This window comes from Variovorax sp. OAS795 (genome assembly GCF_040546685.1).
GTDB lineage: Bacteria > Pseudomonadota > Gammaproteobacteria > Burkholderiales > Burkholderiaceae_C > Variovorax.
Window position 1 is genome coordinate 836,030 of record NZ_JBEPOH010000001.1, and the last position, 19,320, is coordinate 855,349.

At 68.2% G+C, this 19,320-nt stretch carries 18 protein-coding genes; 6 read left to right on the forward strand and 12 right to left on the reverse strand.

Annotated features, from left to right (window positions below):
- Positions 1 to 56: 56 nt before the first annotated feature.
- The 3 genes from ABID97_RS04075 to ABID97_RS04085 are packed head-to-tail and all read left to right on the forward strand — an operon-like array spanning position 57 to position 3,902.
- A complete protein-coding gene (locus ABID97_RS04075) occupies positions 57 to 959 on the forward strand; it encodes an amino acid ABC transporter substrate-binding protein (RefSeq protein WP_354397277.1) in 903 nt (300 codons plus the stop codon).
- Positions 956 to 2,200: a pyridoxal phosphate-dependent aminotransferase gene (locus tag ABID97_RS04080; RefSeq protein WP_354397278.1), complete on the forward strand. Its 1,245-nt coding sequence runs from the start codon at positions 956 to 958 to the stop codon at positions 2,198 to 2,200. The genes ABID97_RS04075 and ABID97_RS04080 overlap by 4 nt, the downstream gene beginning before the upstream one ends.
- A 28-nt stretch (positions 2,201 to 2,228) precedes the next feature.
- On the forward strand, positions 2,229 to 3,902 hold the full coding sequence (locus tag ABID97_RS04085) for a thiamine pyrophosphate-binding protein (RefSeq protein ID WP_354397279.1): 1,674 nt from the start codon (positions 2,229 to 2,231) through the stop codon (positions 3,900 to 3,902).
- A gap of 16 nt (positions 3,903 to 3,918) precedes the next feature.
- Here the strand turns inward: ABID97_RS04085 and ABID97_RS04090 are convergent, their stop codons facing one another.
- Complete coding sequence (locus tag ABID97_RS04090; RefSeq protein WP_354397280.1) at positions 3,919 to 4,218, reverse strand: hypothetical protein; 300 nt, start codon at positions 4,216 to 4,218, stop codon at positions 3,919 to 3,921.
- Positions 4,219 to 4,633: 415 nt separating this feature from the next.
- On the opposite strand from ABID97_RS04090, the gene ABID97_RS04095 reads away from it, so the two are divergent.
- On the forward strand, positions 4,634 to 5,392 hold the full coding sequence (locus ABID97_RS04095) for a TSUP family transporter (RefSeq protein WP_354397281.1): 759 nt from the start codon (positions 4,634 to 4,636) through the stop codon (positions 5,390 to 5,392).
- Positions 5,393 to 5,414: 22 nt separating this feature from the next.
- Positions 5,415 to 6,761, forward strand: a complete 1,347-nt coding sequence (gene chrA, locus ABID97_RS04100) for a chromate efflux transporter (protein WP_354397282.1) — start codon at positions 5,415 to 5,417, stop codon at positions 6,759 to 6,761.
- 6 nt (positions 6,762 to 6,767) lie between these two features.
- On the opposite strand, the gene ABID97_RS04105 is transcribed toward chrA, so the two are convergent.
- The 5 genes from ABID97_RS04105 to ABID97_RS04125 form a co-directional block, all read right to left on the reverse strand.
- The gene (locus ABID97_RS04105) at positions 6,768 to 8,279 is read right to left on the reverse strand and encodes a tripartite tricarboxylate transporter permease (protein ID WP_093021360.1); all 1,512 of its coding nucleotides are present in this window, start codon (positions 8,277 to 8,279) and stop codon (positions 6,768 to 6,770) included.
- Positions 8,280 to 8,292: 13 nt separating this feature from the next.
- Positions 8,293 to 8,781, reverse strand: a complete 489-nt coding sequence (locus ABID97_RS04110; protein ID WP_093021365.1) for a tripartite tricarboxylate transporter TctB family protein — start codon at positions 8,779 to 8,781, stop codon at positions 8,293 to 8,295.
- 194 nt (positions 8,782 to 8,975) lie between these two features.
- Positions 8,976 to 9,389 (reverse strand): RNA-binding regulator, encoded by a 414-nt coding sequence (rbp, locus tag ABID97_RS04115; RefSeq protein WP_354397283.1) that lies wholly within the window; start codon positions 9,387 to 9,389, stop codon positions 8,976 to 8,978.
- Positions 9,390 to 9,571: 182 nt separating this feature from the next.
- Positions 9,572 to 9,805: a DUF3820 family protein gene (locus tag ABID97_RS04120; protein ID WP_354397284.1), complete on the reverse strand. Its 234-nt coding sequence runs from the start codon at positions 9,803 to 9,805 to the stop codon at positions 9,572 to 9,574.
- Between the two features lie 5 nt (positions 9,806 to 9,810).
- Positions 9,811 to 10,185, reverse strand: a complete 375-nt coding sequence (locus ABID97_RS04125; RefSeq protein ID WP_354397285.1) for a translation initiation factor Sui1 — start codon at positions 10,183 to 10,185, stop codon at positions 9,811 to 9,813.
- Positions 10,186 to 10,238: 53 nt separating this feature from the next.
- Here ABID97_RS04125 and ABID97_RS04130 point away from each other — a divergent pair, with 53 nt between their 5' ends.
- Positions 10,239 to 11,516, forward strand: a complete 1,278-nt coding sequence (locus ABID97_RS04130; RefSeq protein WP_354397286.1) for a DEAD/DEAH box helicase — start codon at positions 10,239 to 10,241, stop codon at positions 11,514 to 11,516.
- Positions 11,517 to 11,525: 9 nt separating this feature from the next.
- On the opposite strand, the gene ABID97_RS04135 is transcribed toward ABID97_RS04130, so the two are convergent.
- From ABID97_RS04135 to ABID97_RS04160, 6 genes are all read right to left on the reverse strand, one after another.
- Positions 11,526 to 12,692, reverse strand: coding sequence for an acyl-CoA dehydrogenase family protein (locus tag ABID97_RS04135; RefSeq protein ID WP_354397287.1), 1,167 nt, complete (start codon positions 12,690 to 12,692; stop codon positions 11,526 to 11,528).
- A gap of 5 nt (positions 12,693 to 12,697) precedes the next feature.
- Positions 12,698 to 13,858, reverse strand: a complete 1,161-nt coding sequence (locus tag ABID97_RS04140; protein ID WP_354397288.1) for an acyl-CoA dehydrogenase family protein — start codon at positions 13,856 to 13,858, stop codon at positions 12,698 to 12,700.
- A 14-nt stretch (positions 13,859 to 13,872) separates the two neighbouring features.
- Complete coding sequence (locus tag ABID97_RS04145) at positions 13,873 to 14,790, reverse strand: SDR family oxidoreductase (protein ID WP_354397289.1); 918 nt, start codon at positions 14,788 to 14,790, stop codon at positions 13,873 to 13,875.
- Positions 14,791 to 14,833: 43 nt separating this feature from the next.
- Positions 14,834 to 16,783 (reverse strand): acetyl-CoA carboxylase biotin carboxylase subunit, encoded by a 1,950-nt coding sequence (locus ABID97_RS04150; protein ID WP_354397290.1) that lies wholly within the window; start codon positions 16,781 to 16,783, stop codon positions 14,834 to 14,836.
- Positions 16,780 to 18,390, reverse strand: coding sequence for an acyl-CoA carboxylase subunit beta (locus ABID97_RS04155; protein WP_354397291.1), 1,611 nt, complete (start codon positions 18,388 to 18,390; stop codon positions 16,780 to 16,782). The genes ABID97_RS04150 and ABID97_RS04155 overlap by 4 nt, the downstream gene beginning before the upstream one ends.
- Before the next feature lie 71 nt (positions 18,391 to 18,461).
- Positions 18,462 to 19,235, reverse strand: a complete 774-nt coding sequence (locus ABID97_RS04160; protein WP_354397292.1) for an MHYT domain-containing protein — start codon at positions 19,233 to 19,235, stop codon at positions 18,462 to 18,464.
- Between the last annotated feature and the right edge of the window lie 85 nt (positions 19,236 to 19,320).

Genomic DNA, 19,320 nt, shown 5'->3' on the forward strand with positions numbered 1-19,320 from the left:
CGGCGGCAGGACGGCGGCCGTGCGGACCCCAGAAAAACAACCAGGAGACAGAGAACATGAAGATGCAATTGAAGAACCTCACCGCCGCTGCACTGCTCGCAACGGCATTCGCCGCCACCGCGCAGCAGGCCCCCACCGGCGGCACGCTCGACAAGATCAAGACCAGCGGCAAGGCCGTGCTCGGCGTGCGCGAAGCCTCGCCGCCCATGGCCTACATGCTGGGCGCGAACGACAAGTACGTGGGCTACCACGTCGAACTGTGCGAGCGCGTGCTGAAGGACATCGTGCCCTCGGCCAAGCTCGAATACATGGCCGTCACCGCGCAGAACACCATCCCGCTGGTGCAGAACGGCACGCTCGACATCGGCTGCGGCCCCACCACCAACAACACCGCGCGCCAACAGCAGGTGGCGTTCGCGCTCACCACCTACGTGAGCGAGGTGCGCATGGCCACGCGCGTCGATTCGGGCATCGGCTCGCTCGACCAGCTGGCGGGCCGCACCGTGTCGGCGTCCACCGGCACCACCGCCGTGCAGCTGCTGCGCAAGCGCGAGCGCGCGCAGAACACCACCATCACCACGATGCTCGGCAAGGACCACCTCGAGAGCTTCCTGCTGATGGAGTCGGGCCGCGCCGATGCCTTCGTGCTCGACGACAACCTGCTCGCCGGCATCATCGCGAATTCGAAGAACCCGGCGGCCTATCGCATCGTCGGCGATGCGCTGGGTTCCGAGCCCATCGCGCTGCTGTTCCGCAAGGACGACCCCGCCTTCAAGACGGCCGTGGACGACGCGCTGCGCCGCCTCATGAAGAGCGGCGAGCTCGAGAAGATCTACACCAAGTGGTTCGTCGCGCCGATCCCGCCGAAGAACACCAGCCTCAACCTGCCGATGAGCGCCGCGCTGAAGCAGCTCATTGCCGAACCCAACGACAAGCCGCTGGAGGCGTACGCGAAGTGACCTCCGCCGATCCCGAATCCACGCTTTCCACGTCCCCGGCGTTCGAGCCCGCGCAGCGCGTGCGCGCCATCGGCGTGTCGGAAATCCTGCGCATCACCGACCACGCCAATGCACTCAAGCGCGCCGGCCGGCCGGTGATCGTGCTGGGCGCGGGCGAGCCGGACTTCGACACGCCCGAGCACATCCGGGCCGCCGCCTCGCGCGCCATTGCGCGCGGCGACACGCGCTACACCGTGCTCGACGGCAGCCCGGCCATGAAGGCCGCGGTGCAGTTGAAGTTCAAGCGCGACAACGCGCTGGACTTTGCGCTGGACGAGATCAGCGTGGGCGCGGGCGCCAAGCAGGTGATCTTCAATGCGCTGATGGCCAGCCTGAATCCGGGCGACGAGGTGATCCTGCCCGCGCCCTACTGGACCTCCTACGCCGACATCGTGCAGATCTGCGGCGGCGTGCCGGTGAGCGTGCCCTGCAGCGAGGCGCAGGGCTTCCGGCTCGAAGCCGCGCAGCTCGAGGCGGCCATCACGCCGCGCACGCGCTGGCTCTTCCTGAACTCGCCGTCCAACCCGAGCGGCGCGGCCTACAGCGCGGCCCAGCTCGCGCCGCTGTGCGAGGTGCTGCTGCGGCACCCGCAGGTGTGGGTGCTGGCCGACGACATCTACGAACACATCCTCTACGACGGCCTGGCCTTTGCCACGCCGGCGGCCGTGGAGCCGCGGCTGCGCGAACGCACGCTCACCGTCAACGGCGTGTCGAAGGCCTACGCGATGACCGGCTGGCGCGTGGGCTACGGCGCGGGGCCGCGCGCATTGATCGCGGCCATGGCGGTGGTGCAGAGCCAGTCGACCTCGTGCCCGTCGTCGGTGAGCCAGGCTGCCGCGATCGAGGCGCTGACCGGGCCGCAGGACATCGTGGCCGAGCGGTGCGCCGATTTCCAGGCGCGGCGCGACTTCGTGGTGGCTGCGTTGAATCGCGCACCGGGGCTGCATTGCCGCGTGCCCGAAGGCGCCTTCTATACCTTTGCGAGTTGCGCCGGCGTGCTCGGCCGCCGCACGCGCGGCGGCATGCTGCTGCAGACGGACAGCGACTTCTGCAACCACCTGCTGCAGGATTTCGAAGTCGCGGTGGTGCCGGGCAGCGTGTTCGGGCTGGCGCCATATTTCCGCATCTCGTACGCCACGTCGATGGCGCAGCTCGAGGAGGCGTGTGCGCGCATTGCAGCGGCATGCGAAGCTCTCGAATGAACAAGACCTTCATTGCATTGGACACGGCATGACTTCTTCCCGCACCGGCGGCCAGATCCTGGTCGACCAGCTCATCACCCATGGCGTCGAGCAGCTCTTCTGCGTGCCCGGCGAAAGCTTTCTCGCGGTGCTCGACGCGCTGCACGACGCATCGATCGAGGTGACGGTATGCCGCCAGGAAGGCGGCGCCACGATGATGGCCGAGGCGCAGGGCAAGCTCACGGGCAAGCCCGGCGTGTGCTTCGTCACGCGCGGGCCGGGCGCCACCAACGCGGCAGCCGGCGTGCACATCGCGCACCAGGATTCGACGCCGCTGCTGCTCTTCGTCGGCCAGGTGGCGCGAGAGGCGCTGGGCCGCGAAGCCTTCCAGGAGCTGGACTACGGCGCGGTGTTCGGCACCATGGCCAAGTGGGTGGTGCAGATCGACGATCCGGCGCGCGTGCCCGAGCTCGTCTCGCGCGCCTTCCACGTCGCGACCTCGGGCCGGCCCGGTCCTGTGGTGATCGCACTGCCGGAAGACATGCTGACCGAAGCCGCCGCGGTGGCCGATGCGCAGCCCTATGCCGTCACCGAAACCTACCCCGGCGCGGCGCAGATCGCCGAGCTGCAGCGGCGCCTGTCCGAGGCCGAGCGGCCGGTGGTCATCCTGGGCGGCAGCCGCTGGTCCGAAGCCGCGACGCGGCAGTTCGCGGCGTTTGCCGAGGCGTTCTCGCTGCCGGTCTACTGCTCGTTCCGCCGCCAGATGCTGCTGTCGGCCGAGCATCCCTCGTATGCCGGCGACCTGGGGCTGGGCGCCAATCCGCGCCTGCTCGAGCGCATCCGCAATGCCGACCTGGTGCTGCTGGCGGGCGGGCGCCTGTCCGAAGTGCCCTCGCAAGGCTATGAGCTGCTCGCCATTCCGCAGCCGAAGCAGGCGCTGGTGCATGTGCACGCCGATGCCGACGAGCTCGGCAAGCTGTATCGGCCGGCGCTGGCCATCCACGCCACGCCGCAGGCATTCGCCGAGGCGGTGTCAGCGTTGCGCCCTGTTTCGGCGCCCGCCTGGGCCGCCGAGACCAGGACCGCGCGCGAAGACTTCCTGCGCTGGAGCGATCCGGCGCCGATCCGCATTCCGGGCCCCTTGCAGATGGGCGAGGTGATGCAGCACCTGCGCGAGGTGCTGCCGGCCGACACCATCTTCTGCAACGGCGCAGGCAACTTCGCAACCTGGGTGCACCGCTTCTGGCCGTTCCGCGCGTTCGCGAGCCAGCTGGCACCCACCAGCGGGTCGATGGGCTACGGCCTGCCCGCGGGCGTGGGCGCCAAGCGCCTGTGGCCGCAGCGCGAGGTGGTGGTGTTCGCGGGCGACGGCGACTTCATGATGCATGGCCAGGAGTTCGCCACGGCCGTGCAGTACGGCCTTCCGATCCTCGTGGTGCTGCTGGACAACGCCATGTACGGCACCATCCGCATGCACCAGGAAAAGCACTATCCCGGCCGCATCAGCGCAACCGAGCTCAAGAACCCCGACTTCCGCGGCTATGCCGAGGTGTTCGGCGGCCATGGCGAACGCGTCACCCGCACCGACGAATTCGGCCCCGCGCTGGCGCGTGCGCGTGCCAGCGGCAAGCCCGCGATCCTGCATTGCCTGCTCGATCCGGAGGCCATCACGCCGGGCAGCACGCTGCAGTCGATCCGCAAGGCCGCGCTGGCTGCAGGCTGAAAGCGGGCGGCAGGAATCAGCCTGGGCCGGCGCCCAGGCGCGGCAGCAATCTGTGAAGATTGCCGCCGGGGGCTCGCGCGGCCAGCCGTGCGGCCCGGGCCAGCGGCTCCATGGCTTGCTCCAGCCGGGTGGCGAGCAGGTACAGATCCTCGTCCTTGGTTTCCGCCGCATGCTCGCGCGTCATGCGGATGATTTCGGTGGCGTACTCGGCGTTGGTCGCCATCCACTCCGTGTCGGTCACGCGCCCATGCTTTCGCCGCAGCGCGACGTGAAGGCGCGCCGCGAGGGCGATGCGGTCGCTTTCGGACATGGACATGGGCGATCCTCCGGGAATGGCTCGTCCGCTCCCGTGCACAAGTCGTGCCACATCGTGGAGTAATGTTCATTAACGCGTCGAAACACTTTTGCCAGAGAAGAGGCCTTTGGAGGGACAGTTAAGCGGGTTACTCCCAATGCACTGGGCCGGTGCACCCCCTAAAGTCTGCCCACTCGCGAACGGGCCAAGCTCGTGCTGCCGAGGGTCCGAGGAGACAAATTCGGTCTACAACAAAAATTCTTCAAGGCTTCCGTTCGAGAAGCCGTGCTTGAACTTGAAAGGCGCCGCTGGTCGGCGCCTTTTTTATTGGCTGTTCCGGTGCCACGATCACGCGGACCCAAGAGGGCTCACGCCCCCGCTCTTCCTACCGTTGAAGCTCCCTTTTCGATAGCGCCTCCGGTGCGACAATCCCGCGATGGAAATGCTGGTGGTAACAGGCGCCTCGCTGCTTGCGGGCTTTGTCGATTCGATCGTGGGCGGCGGCGGATTGATCCTGGTGCCGGCGCTTTTCGCGGTCTTTCCCGGAGCGCCGCCCGCCACGTTGCTCGGTACTAACAAAAGTGCTTCCATTTGGGGCACGGCCGCTGCGGCGGCCCAATTCAGCCAGCGGGTGCAGATGCGCTGGGGCGCGCTGTGGCCGGCTGCGCTGGTCGGCTTCGCGGGATCGATGCTGGGCGCCTGGGGCGTGACACTGTTTCCGGGCGACTTCCTGCGCCGTGCACTGCCCATCGTGCTGCTGGGCGTGCTGCTCTACACGCTCGCGCGCAAGGACCTGGGGCGCCACCACGTGCCGCGCTTCAGCGGCCGCGCCGAGACGCTCGCGGCCTGCGCCATCGGCCTGTCGATCGGCTTCTACGACGGCTTCTTCGGCCCGGGCGCGGGCAGCTTCCTAATCTTCCTGTTCGTGCGCTGGATGGGCTACGACTTTCTCAACGCCTCGGCCTCGGCCAAGATCATCAACACGCTCACCAACGCCGCGGCCCTGCTGCTGCTCGCGCTCAAGGGCCATGTCTGGTGGCACTATGGGCTGGTGATGGCGGTGGCCAACGTGGCCGGCAGCCTGCTGGGTACGCGTGTTGCATTGAAGCATGGGGCCGGCTTCGTGCGGGTGGTGTTCATCGTCGTGGTGAGCGCGCTGATCCTGAAGACCGCCTATGACGCATTCCTGAAATAACAAATCAAGAAAGTCCGATTCCATGGCATCGCCCGAGCCTGTCGAACGCCCCGCACCCGTGAGCTTCTGGCAGGCTTTTCTCTATTGGTTCAAGCTCGGCTTCATCAGCTTCGGTGGCCCGGCCGGACAGATCGCGCTCATGCACCAGGAACTGGTCGAGCGCCGGCGCTGGATCTCGGAGAAGCGCTTCTTGCATGCGCTCAACTACTGCATGCTGCTGCCCGGCCCCGAGGCCCAGCAGCTGGCCACCTACATCGGCTGGCTCATGCACCGCACCTGGGGCGGCATCGCGGCGGGCGTGCTCTTCGTGCTGCCGTCGCTCTTCATCCTGATTGCGCTGTCATGGGCCTACCTGGCGTACGGCCATGTGCCGGCCGTGGCGGGCCTGCTCTACGGCGTGAAGCCCGCGGTGACGGCCATCGTGCTGTTCGCGGCCTGGCGCATCGGCTCGCGGGTGCTCAAGAACGCCTGGCTCTGGGCCATTGCGGTGGCCGCCTTCGTGGCGATCTTCGCGTTGCGCATGCCCTTCCCATTGATCGTGCTCGGTGCGGGCGCGATCGGTTATCTGGGCAACCGGTTCGCGCCGGCTTCGTTTGCGGCGGGCGGCGCGCACGGCGCCGCGGCAGCGTCGGCTGGCCCGGCGCTGATCGACGACGACACGCCGACGCCCGCGCACGCCCTGTTCGGCTGGGGCCGTTTTATGCGCGTGCTGTCGGTGTTCCTGCTGCTGTGGCTCGGTGCGCTGGGAGCGCTCACGGCGCTGTACGGCTGGCACGGCGCGCTCACGCAGATGGCCTGGTTCTTCACCAAGGCCGCGCTGCTGACATTCGGCGGCGCCTATGCGGTGCTGCCCTATGTGTTCCAGGGCGCGGTCGACCACTACCAGTGGCTCACCGCCACACAGATGATCGACGGACTCGCGCTCGGGGAAACCACGCCCGGCCCGCTGATCATGGTGGTGTCGTTCGTGGGGTTCGTCGGCGGCTGGGGGCAGGCGCTGTTCGGCCCGCATGCGCTGTTCGCGGCGGGCGCGGCAGCGGCGGCGGTGGTGACCTTCTTCACCTTCCTGCCGTCGTTCCTGTTCATCCTGCTGGGCGGACCCTTCATCGAGTCGACCCACGGCAACCTCAGGTTCACCGCCCCGCTGACCGCCATCACCGCGGCCGTGGTCGGCGTGATCGTCAACCTCGCGGTCTTCTTCGCCTACCACGTGCTCTGGCCACAGGGCCTGTCCGGCCCCTTCGAGTTTCCCTCCGCCGTCATCGGCGTGCTCGCGGCCATCGCGCTGTTCCGCTTCAAGGCCGGCGTGATCCCCGTGGTGCTCGCGTCGGCCTTGGCCGGCATGGCCTGGCAGTTGTTCCTTCGCTAGCGGCGCTTATTCCTCCACAAAAGCCTCTTCGCGCTTGGCCTTGATGGAGGGAAGCAGCACGATGCCGAGCAGCAGCGCCGCCGCGACCAGCAGGCCGGCCGACAGCGGCCGTGTGACGAACACGCTCCAGGCGCCGCGCGACAGCAGCAGTGCGCGGCGCAGGTTCTCTTCCATCATCGGCCCGAGGATGAAGCCCAGCAGCAGTGGCGCCGGCTCGGTCTTGAGCTTCAGGAACAGGTAGCCGATGAAGCCGAAGATCGCCACCATCCACACGTCGAAGGTGTTGTTGTTGGTCGAGTACACGCCGATGGCGCAGAACAGCACGATGGCAGGGAACAGGAACTTGTAAGGCACCGTCAGCAGCTTGATCCACATGCCGATGAGCGGCAGGTTCAGGATGATCAGCATCGCATTGCCGATCCACATCGAGGCGATCAGGCCCCAGAACAGCTCGGGGTTGCTGGTCATCACCTGCGGGCCCGGCTGGATGTTGTGGATGGTCATCGCGCCCACCATCAGCGCCATCACGGCATTGGGCGGAATCCCCAGTGTCAGCAGCGGGATGAAGGAGGTCTGCGCGCCGGCGTTGTTGGCCGACTCGGGCGAGGCCACGCCGCGGATGTTGCCCTTGCCGAAAGGCACTTCGCCGGGACGCATCTTGATTTTCTTCTCGAGCGCGTAGGCCGCAAAGGCCGCCAGCAGCGCGCCGCCGCCGGGGAGGATGCCCAGCGCCGAGCCCAGCGCCGTGCCGCGCAGCACCGCGGGCGTCATGCGCTTGAAGTCTTCCTTGGTGGGCCACAGGCCCTTGACCTTGTGCGTGAACACCTCGCGCTCGTCGTCGGGCTGCGAAAGGTTGCCGATGATTTCGCCGTAGCCGAACACGCCCATCGCAATCACCACGAAGCCGATGCCGTCGGTGAGCTCGGGAATGTCGAAGCTGAAACGCGCGACGCCCGAATTGACGTCGGTGCCGACGATGCCGAGCAGAAGGCCCAGCACGATCATGGCCACGGCCTTGAGCAGCGAGCCCGAGGCCAGCACCACGGCGCCGATCAGGCCGAGCACCATCAGCGAGAAGTATTCGGCCGGGCCGAACTTGAAGGCCAGCTCGGTCAGCGGCGGCGCGAAGGCGGCCAGGATCAGCGTGCCCACGCAGCCCGCGAAGAACGAGCCCAGGCCTGCCGCGGCGAGTGCGGGGCCTGCGCGGCCCTGCCTTGCCATCTGGTAGCCGTCGATGCAGGTGACCACCGAGGACGACTCCCCCGGCAGGTTGACCAGGATCGCAGTGGTCGAGCCGCCGTACTGCGCGCCGTAGTAGATGCCGGCCAGCATGATCAGCGCCGACACGGGCGGCAGCGCATAGGTGGCGGGCAGCAGCATCGCGATGGTCGCGACCGGGCCGATGCCCGGCAGCACGCCGATCAAGGTGCCCAGGATGCAGCCGACCAGGCAGTACAGCAGGTTGGTGAAAGTGAAGGCGACGCCGAAGCCGGTCGCGAGGTTGTGGAACAGTTCCATGGCGGTGTGCTCCTCAACCCGAAATGAAAGTAGGCCAGACCTGGATCTGGAGCTTCAGCGCCCAGATGAAGGCCACATAGCTGCCGGCCGCCAGGATGGTGGAGAGCACCAGCACGTCGCGCAGCTTGAATTGCTGGCCGGCCAGGCTCGAGATGATGGTGAGGGCGTAGATCGCGACGATCATGCCCATGGCGGGCAGGCCGATGCTCGGCAGGCCGCCCAGCAGGATGCCGAATGCGAGGTTGGCGCCGAGCACGAAGGCCAGCGGCCGCCAGGCCCATTTGCCGATCGGGTCGCCGCCGGCGGTTTCGACCACCATGGCCTGGAACATGATGAATGCCCCGAGGATCGCGAGCAGGATGCCCAGCATGAGCGGGAAGTACCCGGGCCCCATGCGTGCGCCGTCCCCGATGGTGTAGGTGGTGGCGCCGATGGCGAAAGCGCCGCCCACGGCTGTGAACATGACCCCTGAAAAGAAGTCAGCCTGACTCTTGATCCGCATTGTCTCGCCCCTCTTGTTTGGACCGGTGAGGGTCGTCGGGCGCGGCTGACCGTTGGCTGACCAGCACGGTAAGGACAAATGCGTACAAGGGTTCTCCCCTTGCCAGCCGGGACAGCGCAGAAATGAAAAAAGCTCCCGAAGGAGCTTTTTTTCATGCGGGAGCCGGGGCTCCCGTGATGAGTGCTTGCGAGGGCTTAGTAGCCGCCGCGGCCACCGCCGCCGCCGTAACCACCGCCGCCGCCGCTACGGCCACCGCCGCCGCCGCCACCACCGTAGCCGCCGCCGCCACCACCGCCGTAACCACCACCACCGCCGCCGCCGCCGTAGCCGCCGCCACCACCGGTACGGGGGGGACGAGCTTCCATCGGACGGGCTTCGTTCACGGTCAGGGCGCGGCCCTGGAGCGAATGGCCGTTCATGGCTTCAACGGCAGCCAGCGCTTCAGCGTCGGTGCCCATTTCGACGAAACCGAAGCCCTTGGAGCGGCCGGTGTCGCGTTCCATCATGACCTTGGCGCTGACGATCGAGCCGAACTCGCCGAAAGCCTGTTCCAGGTCGTTATCACGCACGGAGTAGGCGAGGTTGCCTACGTAGAGTTTCTTGCCCATTGAGGGACTCCTAATTCAAACCAACAATACAAAGCGATGGAGTCCCAGAATCACAACAAACAAAATGGCGCTGTGGCGCGAAACTGACCGATCACCGAATTACGTGCACGGGAGCAAGCTCACAGACACGTAGGCCGGATTATCAAGCGGAACCGGGAAAAGCGCGCTGGATTTCTCTCTTATTACGAAACATCACGTCCCGACGGGCGGTTTCGCAACGGTTGGAGCAGCCCGGACAGCCCGTTGTGGTCTATTTCATGCATCAAATGCAGCAGCCGGCCGATCTCGCCTGAGGGAAAACCCTCGCGTGCGAACCAGGTCAGGTAATTTCCGGGCAGATCGGCAATCAGCGTGCCCTTGTGTTTGCCGAAAGGCATTTGGAGCGTGACGAGGCGCTGCAGGTCTTCGGGTTTCATGCGCTTCAGCCTCCCGCACGCTTGACCGTGTGACCCTGCCTGGCCAGCGCGGCAATCACCAGTTCGCGATGGTCGCCCTGGATCTCGATGGTGCCGTCCTTCACCGTGCCGCCGGAGCCGCAGGCCGTCTTGAGCTGCTTGCCCACGGCCGCGAGCGCCGCGGCATCGAGCGCGAGGCCCTTGACGACAGTCACCCCCTTGCCCTTGCGGCCCTTGGTCTCGTGCGATACACGCACAATGCCGTCGGTGGCCGGAAGGCGCGCCTTGTTCTCCTTGCAGCGGCACTGTGCCATCGGTGCGCGGCATTCGGGGCACATGCGCCCGCCCGCCTCGGTGGAGTACACCAGGGCGCTGGCCTGATTGCTTTTCATCGTTGCCATTCGGTCGGTCTCTTCTTCACTGCTTCCGGTTCCATCTCTCACCGTCTCTCCACATGCCATTCGACTCACTGGGCTTGGCCCCCGCGCTCGTGCAGGCTGCCGCCGACAGCGGCTATGCCGCGCCGACCGCCATCCAGGCCGCGGCCATCCCCGCCATTCTGCAAGGCCGCGACGTCCGGGGCTCGGCGCAGACTGGCTCCGGCAAGACGGCCGCATTTTCCCTCCCGCTGCTGCAGCGGCTGGCGGCCGAAGCGCCGCACTCGCCACGGCGCGTGCGCGCGCTGGTGCTCGTGCCCACGCGCGAACTGGCGGCGCAGGTGGGCGAAACGATGCGCAGCCTCGCGCAGCACCTGCCCGAACGGCTCAAGATCGCCATTGCCTTCGGCGGCGTGTCGATCAACCCGCAGATGATGGGCCTGCGCGGCGGCGCCGACATCGTGGTGGCCACGCCAGGCCGCCTGCTCGACCTGGTGGACCACAACGCGCTCAAGCTCGACGGGGTCGCCATGCTCGTGCTCGACGAGGCCGACCGCCTGTTCGACCTCGGCTTTGCGGAGGAGCTGGGCCGCATCCTCGCGCTGCTGCCGGCGCGGCGCCAGAACCTGTTGTTCTCCGCCACTTTCCCGCCCGCCATCCAGGCACTGGCCGATGGCACGCTGCAGGACCCCGCGGTGATCGACGTGCAGGGCGAGCCCGGCACCGAGCCCGCCATCGTGCAGCGCGTGATCGAGGTCGATGCCAACCGGCGCACCCAGCTGCTGCGCCACCTGCTGAAGGAAAACGCATGGGACCGCGTGCTGGTCTTCGTCGCCACGCAGCATGCGGCCCAGACCGTGGCCGAGAAGCTCTACAAGAACGGCGTGTATGCCGTTCCCTTCCACGGCGACATCGCGCAGGGCACGCGCACCGGCATCCTGGCGCAGTTCAAGGAGAGCCGCTGGGACGTGGTGATCGCCACCGACCTCGCGGCGCGCGGCATCGACATTGCGCAGTTGCCCGTGGTGATCAACTACGACCTGCCGCGCTCGCCCACCGACTACATCCACCGCATCGGGCGCACGGGCCGCGCAGGTGAGAGCGGGCTGGCCATCAGCTTCGTGAGCGCGGCGACCGAGGCGCACTTCCGCCTGATCGAGAAGCGCCAGGGCCTGAGTCTTCCGCGCGAGCGCATCGAAGGCTTCGAGCCGACGGAGACGGCAGTGCCAATGGTCGATGCCTCCGGCAATGGCGGCATCAAGGGCAAGCGGCCGAGCAAGAAGGACAAGCTGCGGGCCGCGAACGCGCTCGCTGCCGCCGCGCAAGGCAAGGACGAAGGCGAGCCGAACGATTGAGCCCGCGCGCTAGAGCCAGCCGAGCTGGCGCGCGGCCAGCTCCTTCATGATGTCCTCGGCCCCGCCGCCGATCATCATCACCTTCACTTCGCGGTAGATGCGCTCGCTCACCGTGCCGCGCATGAAGCCCATGCCGCCGAGGATCTGCACCGACTGGTCGGCGCAGAACTGCATCGCCTGCGTCGCGTGGTTCTTGAGCATGCAGACCTCGGCAACCCACTCGGGCGCATTGACGCGGCCCGCCGCCTCGTTCGCATCGCCTTGGGCCGACACGGCTTCGAGCCACGCTTGCGTGGAGGCGATGCGCATCTGCATGTCGACCAGCTTGTGGCGCACCGCCTGGTGCTCGATGAGCGCCGCGCCGAAGGTCTTGCGTTCGCGCGACCAGGCCAGCGCCTCGTCGAGGCAGGCCTGTGCGAAGCCGAGCGCGCCGGCGGCCAGGCCGATGCGCTCGCCGTTGAAGTTGCCCATCACCATGCGGAAGCCCGCGCCTTCTTCGCCCAGCAGGTAGCGCGCGGGCACGCGCACATTGTCGAAGTGCAGCTGCGCGGTGTCGGAGCACAGCCAGCCCATCTTCATGAGGCGGGTTCGCGTGAGCCCGGGTGAATCGCCTGGCACGAGCAGCATCGAGATCCCGCCTGCGCCGCTTCCTTCGCCGGTGCGCACTGCCACCGTGATCCAGTCGGCGCGCATGCCCGAGGTGATGAAGGTCTTCTCGCCGTTCACCACATAGTGGTCGCCGTCGCGCCGCGCCGTGGTGCGCAGCGCCGCCACGTCGGAGCCGCCGCCGGGTTCGGTGATCGCGAGCGCCGCGATCTTCTCGCCGCGCAGCACCGGCGGCACGACCTCGGCGCGCACCGCATCGCCTGCATGCAGCACCACTGGCGGCAGGCCGATGTTGTGCGAGAACAGGCTCGCGAGCACGCCGCCGCTCTGGCCATGGCGCGCGAGCGCAATCCACGCGGGGAGCTTGAGCGCATACGAAGCCGGCGTGCCGCCCAGCGCCTCGGGGTAGCCAAGGCCCAGCAGCCCCAGCGCCGCGGCACGCGCATAGAGCGCACGCGGAAATTCGCCCGCGTCGTCCCAGGCCTGGACGTTCGGCGCGATCTCGTTCCCGGCAAAGCGCCGCACCGTGTCGGCCAGCGCCGCGCGGTCGGCTTGCAGCTCGGGATCCATCGCGTTCAGCCGCGCGGCGCGCGCTTGGCGATGCCCATGGTCTTCGCGAGGATGCCGAGCATCACCTCGTCCGCGCCGCCGCCGATGGAGCCCAGCCGGCCGTCGCGGTACAGGCGCGAGACGCGGTTCTCGAGCGTGAAGCCCATGCCGCCCCAGAACTGCAGGCAGGTGTCGGCCACCTGGCGCGTGAGCCGGCCGGTCTTGAGCTTGGCCATCGATGCGAGCTCGAGCACGTCCTTGCCCTCCACATGCAGCTCGCAGGCGCGGTAGGCGAGCGCGCGCAGCGCTTCCACCTCGGTCTTGAGCTCGGCCAGCTTGAACTGCACCCACTGCTGGTCGGCCAGCGTGGCGCCGAACATGTGGCGCTGCTGCGCCCACTCGATGGTCTGCGCGATGCAGTCTTCCATCGGTTCGAGCGAACTCGCCGCGGCCCACAGCCGTTCTTCCTGGAACTGCTGCATCTGGTAGACGAAGCCCTGGCCCTCCTCGCCGATGCGGTAGCGCTGCGGCACGCGCACGTTGTCGAAATGGATGAGCCCGGTGTCGCTCGAATGCATGCCGATCTTGCGGATCTTCTTCGCCTTCTCGATGCCCGGGCTGTCCATCGGCACCATCACGAGCGACTTGTTGCGATGCACCGGACCCTCGCTGGTGTTGACCAGCATGCACATCCAGTCGGCCTGCAGGCTGTTGGTGATCCACATCTTCTGGCCGCTGATGAGGTAGTCGCCGCCATCCTTGCGCGCGTGGCTCTTGAGGCCCGCCACATCGCTGCCCGCGCCCGGCTCGCTCACGCCGATGCAGCCGACCGTCTCGCCCGCGATGGCCGGTGCCAGGAACTCCCGCCGAAGTTCGTCGCTGCCGAAACGCGCGAGCGCGGGCGTGCACATGTCGGTCTGCACGCCGATCGCCATCGGCACGCCGCCGCAGCTCACATGGCCCAGCGCCTCGGCCATGGCCATCGCATACGAATAGTCCAGCCCCGCGCCGCCGAACTCCTCGGGCTTGTTGAGGCCCAGCATGCCCAGCTTGCCGAGCTTGGCGAAGACCTCGTGCGCGGGAAAGATCTCGGCCTCTTCCCATTCGTCCACATGCGGATTGATCTCGTCGTCGATGAAGCGGCGCAGCGTCTTCTGGATCTCGAGGTGTTCGTGGGTGTACTGCATGCGGTGGTCTCCAATCAGTCGTTCGGTGAATCGCTGTCGTCCTGGAACACGCGCGGCGTCTTCGCCAGGTGAAAGCCCTCGAACGGCCGCACCGCCGCACGCCGCCGTACCTTCGCATCGGGCAGCGCCATCGGCCAGCCCATGCGCACCTGCGGGCGCGCGCCGTCCACGCGCAGCACGGTGCCGCTGATGAAGCTGGCCGCGGGGCTCAGCAGGAAGGCGATGGCGGCGGAGGTCTCGGCCTCGTTGCCGAAGCGCCCGGCGGGCACGGTGTTGCGCATCGCGCGCAGCATGTCGCCGGCTTCGGGCGGGTAGTGGTCCATGCCGCTCGACGCGATGTAGCCCGGTGCCACGGCGTTGACGCGCACGCCGCTCGGGGCCCATTCGAGCGCGGCCGTTTCGGTGAAGCTGACCATGCCTGCGCGCGCGGCGCCGCTGTGGCCCATGTGGGGCATGGAGCCCCACATGTCGGCCACGATGTTCACGATGGCACCGCCGTGCGCCTGCATGCTTTGCACGAAGCACTCGCGCGCGACCAGGAAGCCGCCCGTGAGGTTGGTGTGGATCACCGCCTCCCAGCCCTTGGCGGTGATGGCCGCGAGCGGCGTGATGTACTGGCCGCCCGCGTTGTTGACGAGGCCATCGATGCGGCCGTGCGTGGTGACGATCTCCGCCACCGCCGCACGCACCGCTTCTTCCTGCCGGATGTCGAAGGCCTGGATGCCCGCCTTGCCGCCTGCGTCGGCGATCTCGGCCTGCACCTGCTGCAGCTTGTCGGCTTGGCGCCCGACCAGCACCACCTGGGCGCCCAGCGATGCGAGCTCGTGCGCCGTGCAGCGGCCGATGCCCGAGCCGCCGCCGGTAACGACGACGACCTGACCGGCGAAGAGGCCGGGCGAGAACACGGAGCGATAGCGGGAAGATGCGTTCATTCGAGGGGCTTTCGAGAAGACTGGCAGCGCGCAGTGTGCACCGTCATGCGTCCGCAATCTCTGCCATCACATGCCGCGCCGCCACCTGCGCGCCAACCGCGACGTGCAGTGCGGCCACACGCCCGGCACGCGGCGCGCAGTGCACGTGCTCCATCTTCATCGCCTCGAGCGTCACGAGCGGCTGGCCGGCGGCCACGGCATCGCCCACCGCCACCAGCAGCGCGATGACGCGGCCGTTCATCGACGCGCGCAGCAAGCCGTCGCCGCCCGCGGCATCGGCACGGGGGACTGCGACATGCGTGAGATCCTGCAGTTCGAACGCCTGCCCGCGAAAATGGAACCATGCGCGACCTTCGGATGCGCGCACGACCATCGCTCGCTCCGAGACGCCGCCGCAGGAAAAGCGCAGGTGGCCATCGGGGGGCAGCGAGAGCAGTTCGATCCGGACTGCCGCCGATCCATCGGCCGCAACATCGAAGCGGCCCGCGCCTTGCGGCGTCACCCGCGCCGCGTGCACCGTGCCGTCGAGCGCAAAGCGCAAGGCGTTGGGCAGCGTGTGCGCCAGCGGCGAGGGCCATCCGCGCTCGCCGGTCTGGAGCAGCAGTGCGGCCAGCCACACGGCGCGCTCCTGCGTGGCGGCATCGGGTGCGAGCAATGCGCCGGCGTGCTCGGCGATGAAGGCGGTGGTCGCGTGTCCTTCGGCAAACACGGGGTGCGAGAGGGCGCGCTGCAAGAGCTGCTGGTTGGTTGCGACACCCAGTGCCACCGTGTCGCGCAGCCCTGCGATGAGGCGCTGCCTCGCTTCGCCGCGCGTGCGCCCGTGCGCCACGAGCTTGGCGATCATCGAATCGTAGAAGGGCGGCACGTCGGCGCCGTCGCAAAGCGCATGCTCGGTGCGCAAGCCGGGCGAAGGCCGCCACGCGGCGAGCCTGCCGCTTTGCGGCATGAAGCCCTGTTGCGGGTCTTCGGCGCAGAGCCGGACCTCGATCGCGTGGCCGTCCATGCGCACGTCCTGCTGTTCGAGCGGCAGCGGCTCGCCGGCCGCAATGCGCAGCTGCAGCTCCACCAGGTCGAGACCGGTCACGGCCTCAGTGACCGGATGCTCCACTTGCAGCCGCGTGTTCATTTCCATGAACCAGTACTGGCCTTCGGCATCGAGCAGGAATTCGAGCGTGCCCGCGCCCTCGTAGCCGATGGCCTTCGCCGCGGCCACGGCCGTGGCACCCATGCGTTCGCGCAAGGCAGCGCCCACGGCGGGCGAGGGCGATTCCTCGATCACCTTCTGGTGCCGCCGCTGCACCGAGCAGTCGCGCTCGCCGAGGTGAATCGCATGGCCATGCCGGTCGGCGAACACCTGGATCTCGATGTGCCGAGGCCCGGCGATGGCGCGCTCCAGGATCACGGTCGCGTCGCCGAAGGCATGCAGTGCCTCGGACTGCGCGCTTTGCAGCAGTTCGGCAAAGGCCGCGGCCGAATGCGCGAGCCGCATGCCGCGCCCGCCGCCGCCCGCGGTGGCCTTGATCATCACGGGCCAGCCAATGCGTTCCGCCTCTGCGGCGAGCGTGGCCGCGCGCTGGTCCTCGCCCTCATAGCCCGGAATGCATGGCACGCCGGCCGCCTGCATGAGGCGCTTGGCGCCGGCCTTGTCGCCCATGGCCCGGATGGCGTCGGGGGAGGGGCCGATGAAGACCAGCCCCGCACCGAGGCAGGCCTGTGCAAACGCCGCGTTCTCGGCCAGGAAGCCGTAGCCCGGATGCACCGCGTCGGCGCCGCTGGTGCGTGCGGCCTCGATGATGGCGGCGATGTTCAGGTAGCTTTGCGCGGGCAGCGGTTCGCCGATCCACACGGCCTGGTCGGCCTGGCGCACATGCTCGGCTTGTGCGTCGGCGCTCGAATACACGGCCACGGTGCGGTAGCCCATGGCGCGCGCGGTGCGCATCACGCGCACGGCGATTTCGCCGCGGTTGGCCACGAGGATCTTGTCGAAGCTCATGGCCGCGCCACCGAAAACTGCATGGACTGCGGCGTGCGCGCATCGGCGTCGCGGCAGACAGACAGCACTTCGGCCAGCACGGCGCGCGTGTCGCGCGGATCGATCACGCCATCGTCGAGCAGCAGCGCGCTGGTGGTGAACACACTCGTCTGGCGTTCGAAACGCTCGATGAGCTGGCGCTGCATGGCATCGATCTTCGCGTGGTCGACCGCGCCCTTGCGGGACATGCCCGCCTCCATCACGGTGGCCATGGTCTGCGCCGCCTGCTCGCCGCCCATGACGGCGGTGCGCGCGTTGGGCCACGAGAAGCAGAAGCGCGGCGCAAAGCCGCGCCCGCACATGCCGTAGTTGCCCGCACCATAGGAGGCGCCGCAATGCAGCGTGATCTGCGGCACGGTGGCGCTGGTCACGGCCTGGATCATCTTGGCGCCGTGCTTGATGATGCCGGCCTCTTCATGCGCGCGGCCCACCATGTAGCCGGTGATGTTCTGCAGGTAGACGATGGGCGTGCGCGACTGGCAGCAGGCCTGGATGAAGTGCGTCGCCTTGGTCGCGCCGTCGGAATCGATCGGCCCGTTGTTGGTGACGATGCCGACCGCGTGGCCTTCGAGCCGCATGTGCCCGCACACCGTGGCGCTGCCGTAGTGCGCGCTGAATTCGAGAAACGCCGAGCCGTCCGCGATGCGCGCGATCACCTCCCGCATGTCGACCGGGCGCCGGCCGTCGGTGGGCATGATGCCGAGCAGCTCCTCGGCGTCGTACAGCGGTGGAGCGAACGTGCGGGGCGCCTCGTCCCGGGCCCAGTCGATGCCGCCGAGGATCGATCGCGCGATGCGGATGGCGTCGCGGTCGTCTTCCGCCAGGTAGTCTCCAAGCCCCGAAATGTGCGTGTGCATCACCGCACCGCCCAGCTCTTCCTCGGTCGCGATCTCGCCCGTGGCCGCCTTGAGCAGCGGCGGGCCCGCGAGGAACGCGCGGGTGCGGTCGCGCACCATCACGATGTAGTCGGAAAGCCCGGTCTGGTAGGCGCCGCCCGCGGTCGAGGATCCGTGCGTCACCGTCACCACCGGCAGCCCCGCGGCGGAAAGCCGCGCCAGGTTGCGGAAGATGCCACCGCCGCGCACGAAATCCTGCACGCGGTATTGCATGAGATTGGCGCCCGCGCTTTCCACCAGCTGGACATAGGGCAGCCTGTTCTCGAGCGCGATCTCCTGCACGCGCAGCTGCTTGTCCAGCCCCATGGGCTGCAGCGCGCCCGCATCGATGCCCGAGTCGGATGCGCTGACCATGCAGCGCACGCCCGAGACCCGGCCGATGCCTGAAATCACGCCGCCGCCCGGCACGCTCTTGCCCAGGTCTTCGTTGTCGTGGCCCAGGCCCGCGAGCGAGGCCAGCGGCAGAAAGGGCGCACCGGTGTCGAGCAGCAGCGCGAGCCGCTCTCGCGGCAGCAGCTGGCCGCGGCGGGCGAAGCGCTCGGCCGAGGCATTCGATGCCGCGGCCGAGCGGGCTTCGTGCGAGCGCACCTGCCCGAGCAGCGCCAGCATGCCGGCGCGGTGGGCCTGGAAGGTTTCGCTGGCCGCGTGCAGCCGGGATTCGATGACGGGCATGGAAGAGTCAGTGCAGAACGCTTTCGCTCTGCACGACTCTAGGGCGCCGGCGGGCGCCCGGCTTGCGCCAATTAGCTGGTGCGCGCGCGCCGTTGCGCGACAGGGGCGTCCAGGCTGCTGCCCGTGATCACCCAGTAGATGAAGATCAGCACCGCGCCGGCCGTGCCGAACACCGAGAGGCCCATGTAGCTGCCGCCGATGGCGAGCGCGTCCGTGGGGGCGGCGGCGGTGCAGATCATGCTGGCGGCGGTCATGCCCACGTAGTGCATGGTGCAGACCGCGACGCCCATCACCGCGGCGGCGGCGATCTGGTGGCTCAGCCGGCGCAGGTTGAAGGCCAGCCACAGCGCCGCGCCGGCCGCGGTGATCGCGATGCCCACCGACAGCGCGACGATCGCCGGGTCGAAGGTCATCGAGGCGCGCATGTTCATCGCGAACATGCCCATGTAGTGCATCACGCAGACGCCCACGCCCGCCAGCAGGCTGCCGGCCAGCCAGCCGGGCTTGCTGAACCTGCGGCGGCCGCCGGCCAGGTACAGCGCAATGCCCGAGATCAGGATGGCTGCCACCAGAGACACCACGGTGAGCGGCACGTTGTACGAAATTCCCACCGGCAGGCGGTAGGCCAGCATGCCGATGAAATGCATCGACCAGATGCCGATGCCCCCGAGCGCCACGGCAGCGCATGCCACCACCGCGAGGTTCGGTTTGCCGTCCCCGCCGACCATGCGCCCCGCACAGATCAGCGCCACCAGGGAACCTGCGAACGAGATGAGAAACGAGAGCGCCACCAGCCCGAGCGAATACTCGGGCGACAGCAGCTGGCCTACGACGAGGGGATTCATTGTCTTGTTCTCCTTGAGACGCGCCGCCGATGGCCTGGCTGGCCGAAGGTGTAACGGACGCCCTCGCGCAGCTTGTAATAATTGT

What these genes read in the sequence shown, in the direction of transcription:
- ABID97_RS04075 (WP_354397277.1), top strand. Translation starts at nt 57, where the DNA reads ATGAAGATGCAATTGAAGAACCTCACCGCCGCTGCACTGCTCGCAACG.
- ABID97_RS04085 (WP_354397279.1), top strand. Translation starts at nt 2,229, where the DNA reads ATGACTTCTTCCCGCACCGGCGGCCAGATCCTGGTCGACCAGCTCATC.
- ABID97_RS04090 (WP_354397280.1), bottom strand. Translation starts at nt 4,218, where the DNA reads ATGTCCATGTCCGAAAGCGACCGCATCGCCCTCGCGGCGCGCCTTCAC.
- ABID97_RS04095 (WP_354397281.1), top strand. Translation starts at nt 4,634, where the DNA reads ATGGAAATGCTGGTGGTAACAGGCGCCTCGCTGCTTGCGGGCTTTGTC.
- chrA (WP_354397282.1), top strand. Translation starts at nt 5,415, where the DNA reads ATGGCATCGCCCGAGCCTGTCGAACGCCCCGCACCCGTGAGCTTCTGG.
- ABID97_RS04105 (WP_093021360.1), bottom strand. Translation starts at nt 8,279, where the DNA reads ATGGAACTGTTCCACAACCTCGCGACCGGCTTCGGCGTCGCCTTCACT.
- ABID97_RS04110 (WP_093021365.1), bottom strand. Translation starts at nt 8,781, where the DNA reads ATGCGGATCAAGAGTCAGGCTGACTTCTTTTCAGGGGTCATGTTCACA.
- rbp (WP_354397283.1), bottom strand. Translation starts at nt 9,389, where the DNA reads ATGGGCAAGAAACTCTACGTAGGCAACCTCGCCTACTCCGTGCGTGAT.
- ABID97_RS04120 (WP_354397284.1), bottom strand. Translation starts at nt 9,805, where the DNA reads ATGAAACCCGAAGACCTGCAGCGCCTCGTCACGCTCCAAATGCCTTTC.
- ABID97_RS04125 (WP_354397285.1), bottom strand. Translation starts at nt 10,185, where the DNA reads ATGGCAACGATGAAAAGCAATCAGGCCAGCGCCCTGGTGTACTCCACC.
- ABID97_RS04130 (WP_354397286.1), top strand. Translation starts at nt 10,239, where the DNA reads ATGCCATTCGACTCACTGGGCTTGGCCCCCGCGCTCGTGCAGGCTGCC.
- ABID97_RS04135 (WP_354397287.1), bottom strand. Translation starts at nt 12,692, where the DNA reads ATGGATCCCGAGCTGCAAGCCGACCGCGCGGCGCTGGCCGACACGGTG.
- ABID97_RS04140 (WP_354397288.1), bottom strand. Translation starts at nt 13,858, where the DNA reads ATGCAGTACACCCACGAACACCTCGAGATCCAGAAGACGCTGCGCCGC.
- ABID97_RS04145 (WP_354397289.1), bottom strand. Translation starts at nt 14,790, where the DNA reads ATGAACGCATCTTCCCGCTATCGCTCCGTGTTCTCGCCCGGCCTCTTC.
- ABID97_RS04150 (WP_354397290.1), bottom strand. Translation starts at nt 16,783, where the DNA reads ATGAGCTTCGACAAGATCCTCGTGGCCAACCGCGGCGAAATCGCCGTG.
- ABID97_RS04155 (WP_354397291.1), bottom strand. Translation starts at nt 18,390, where the DNA reads ATGCCCGTCATCGAATCCCGGCTGCACGCGGCCAGCGAAACCTTCCAG.
- ABID97_RS04160 (WP_354397292.1), bottom strand. Translation starts at nt 19,235, where the DNA reads ATGAATCCCCTCGTCGTAGGCCAGCTGCTGTCGCCCGAGTATTCGCTC.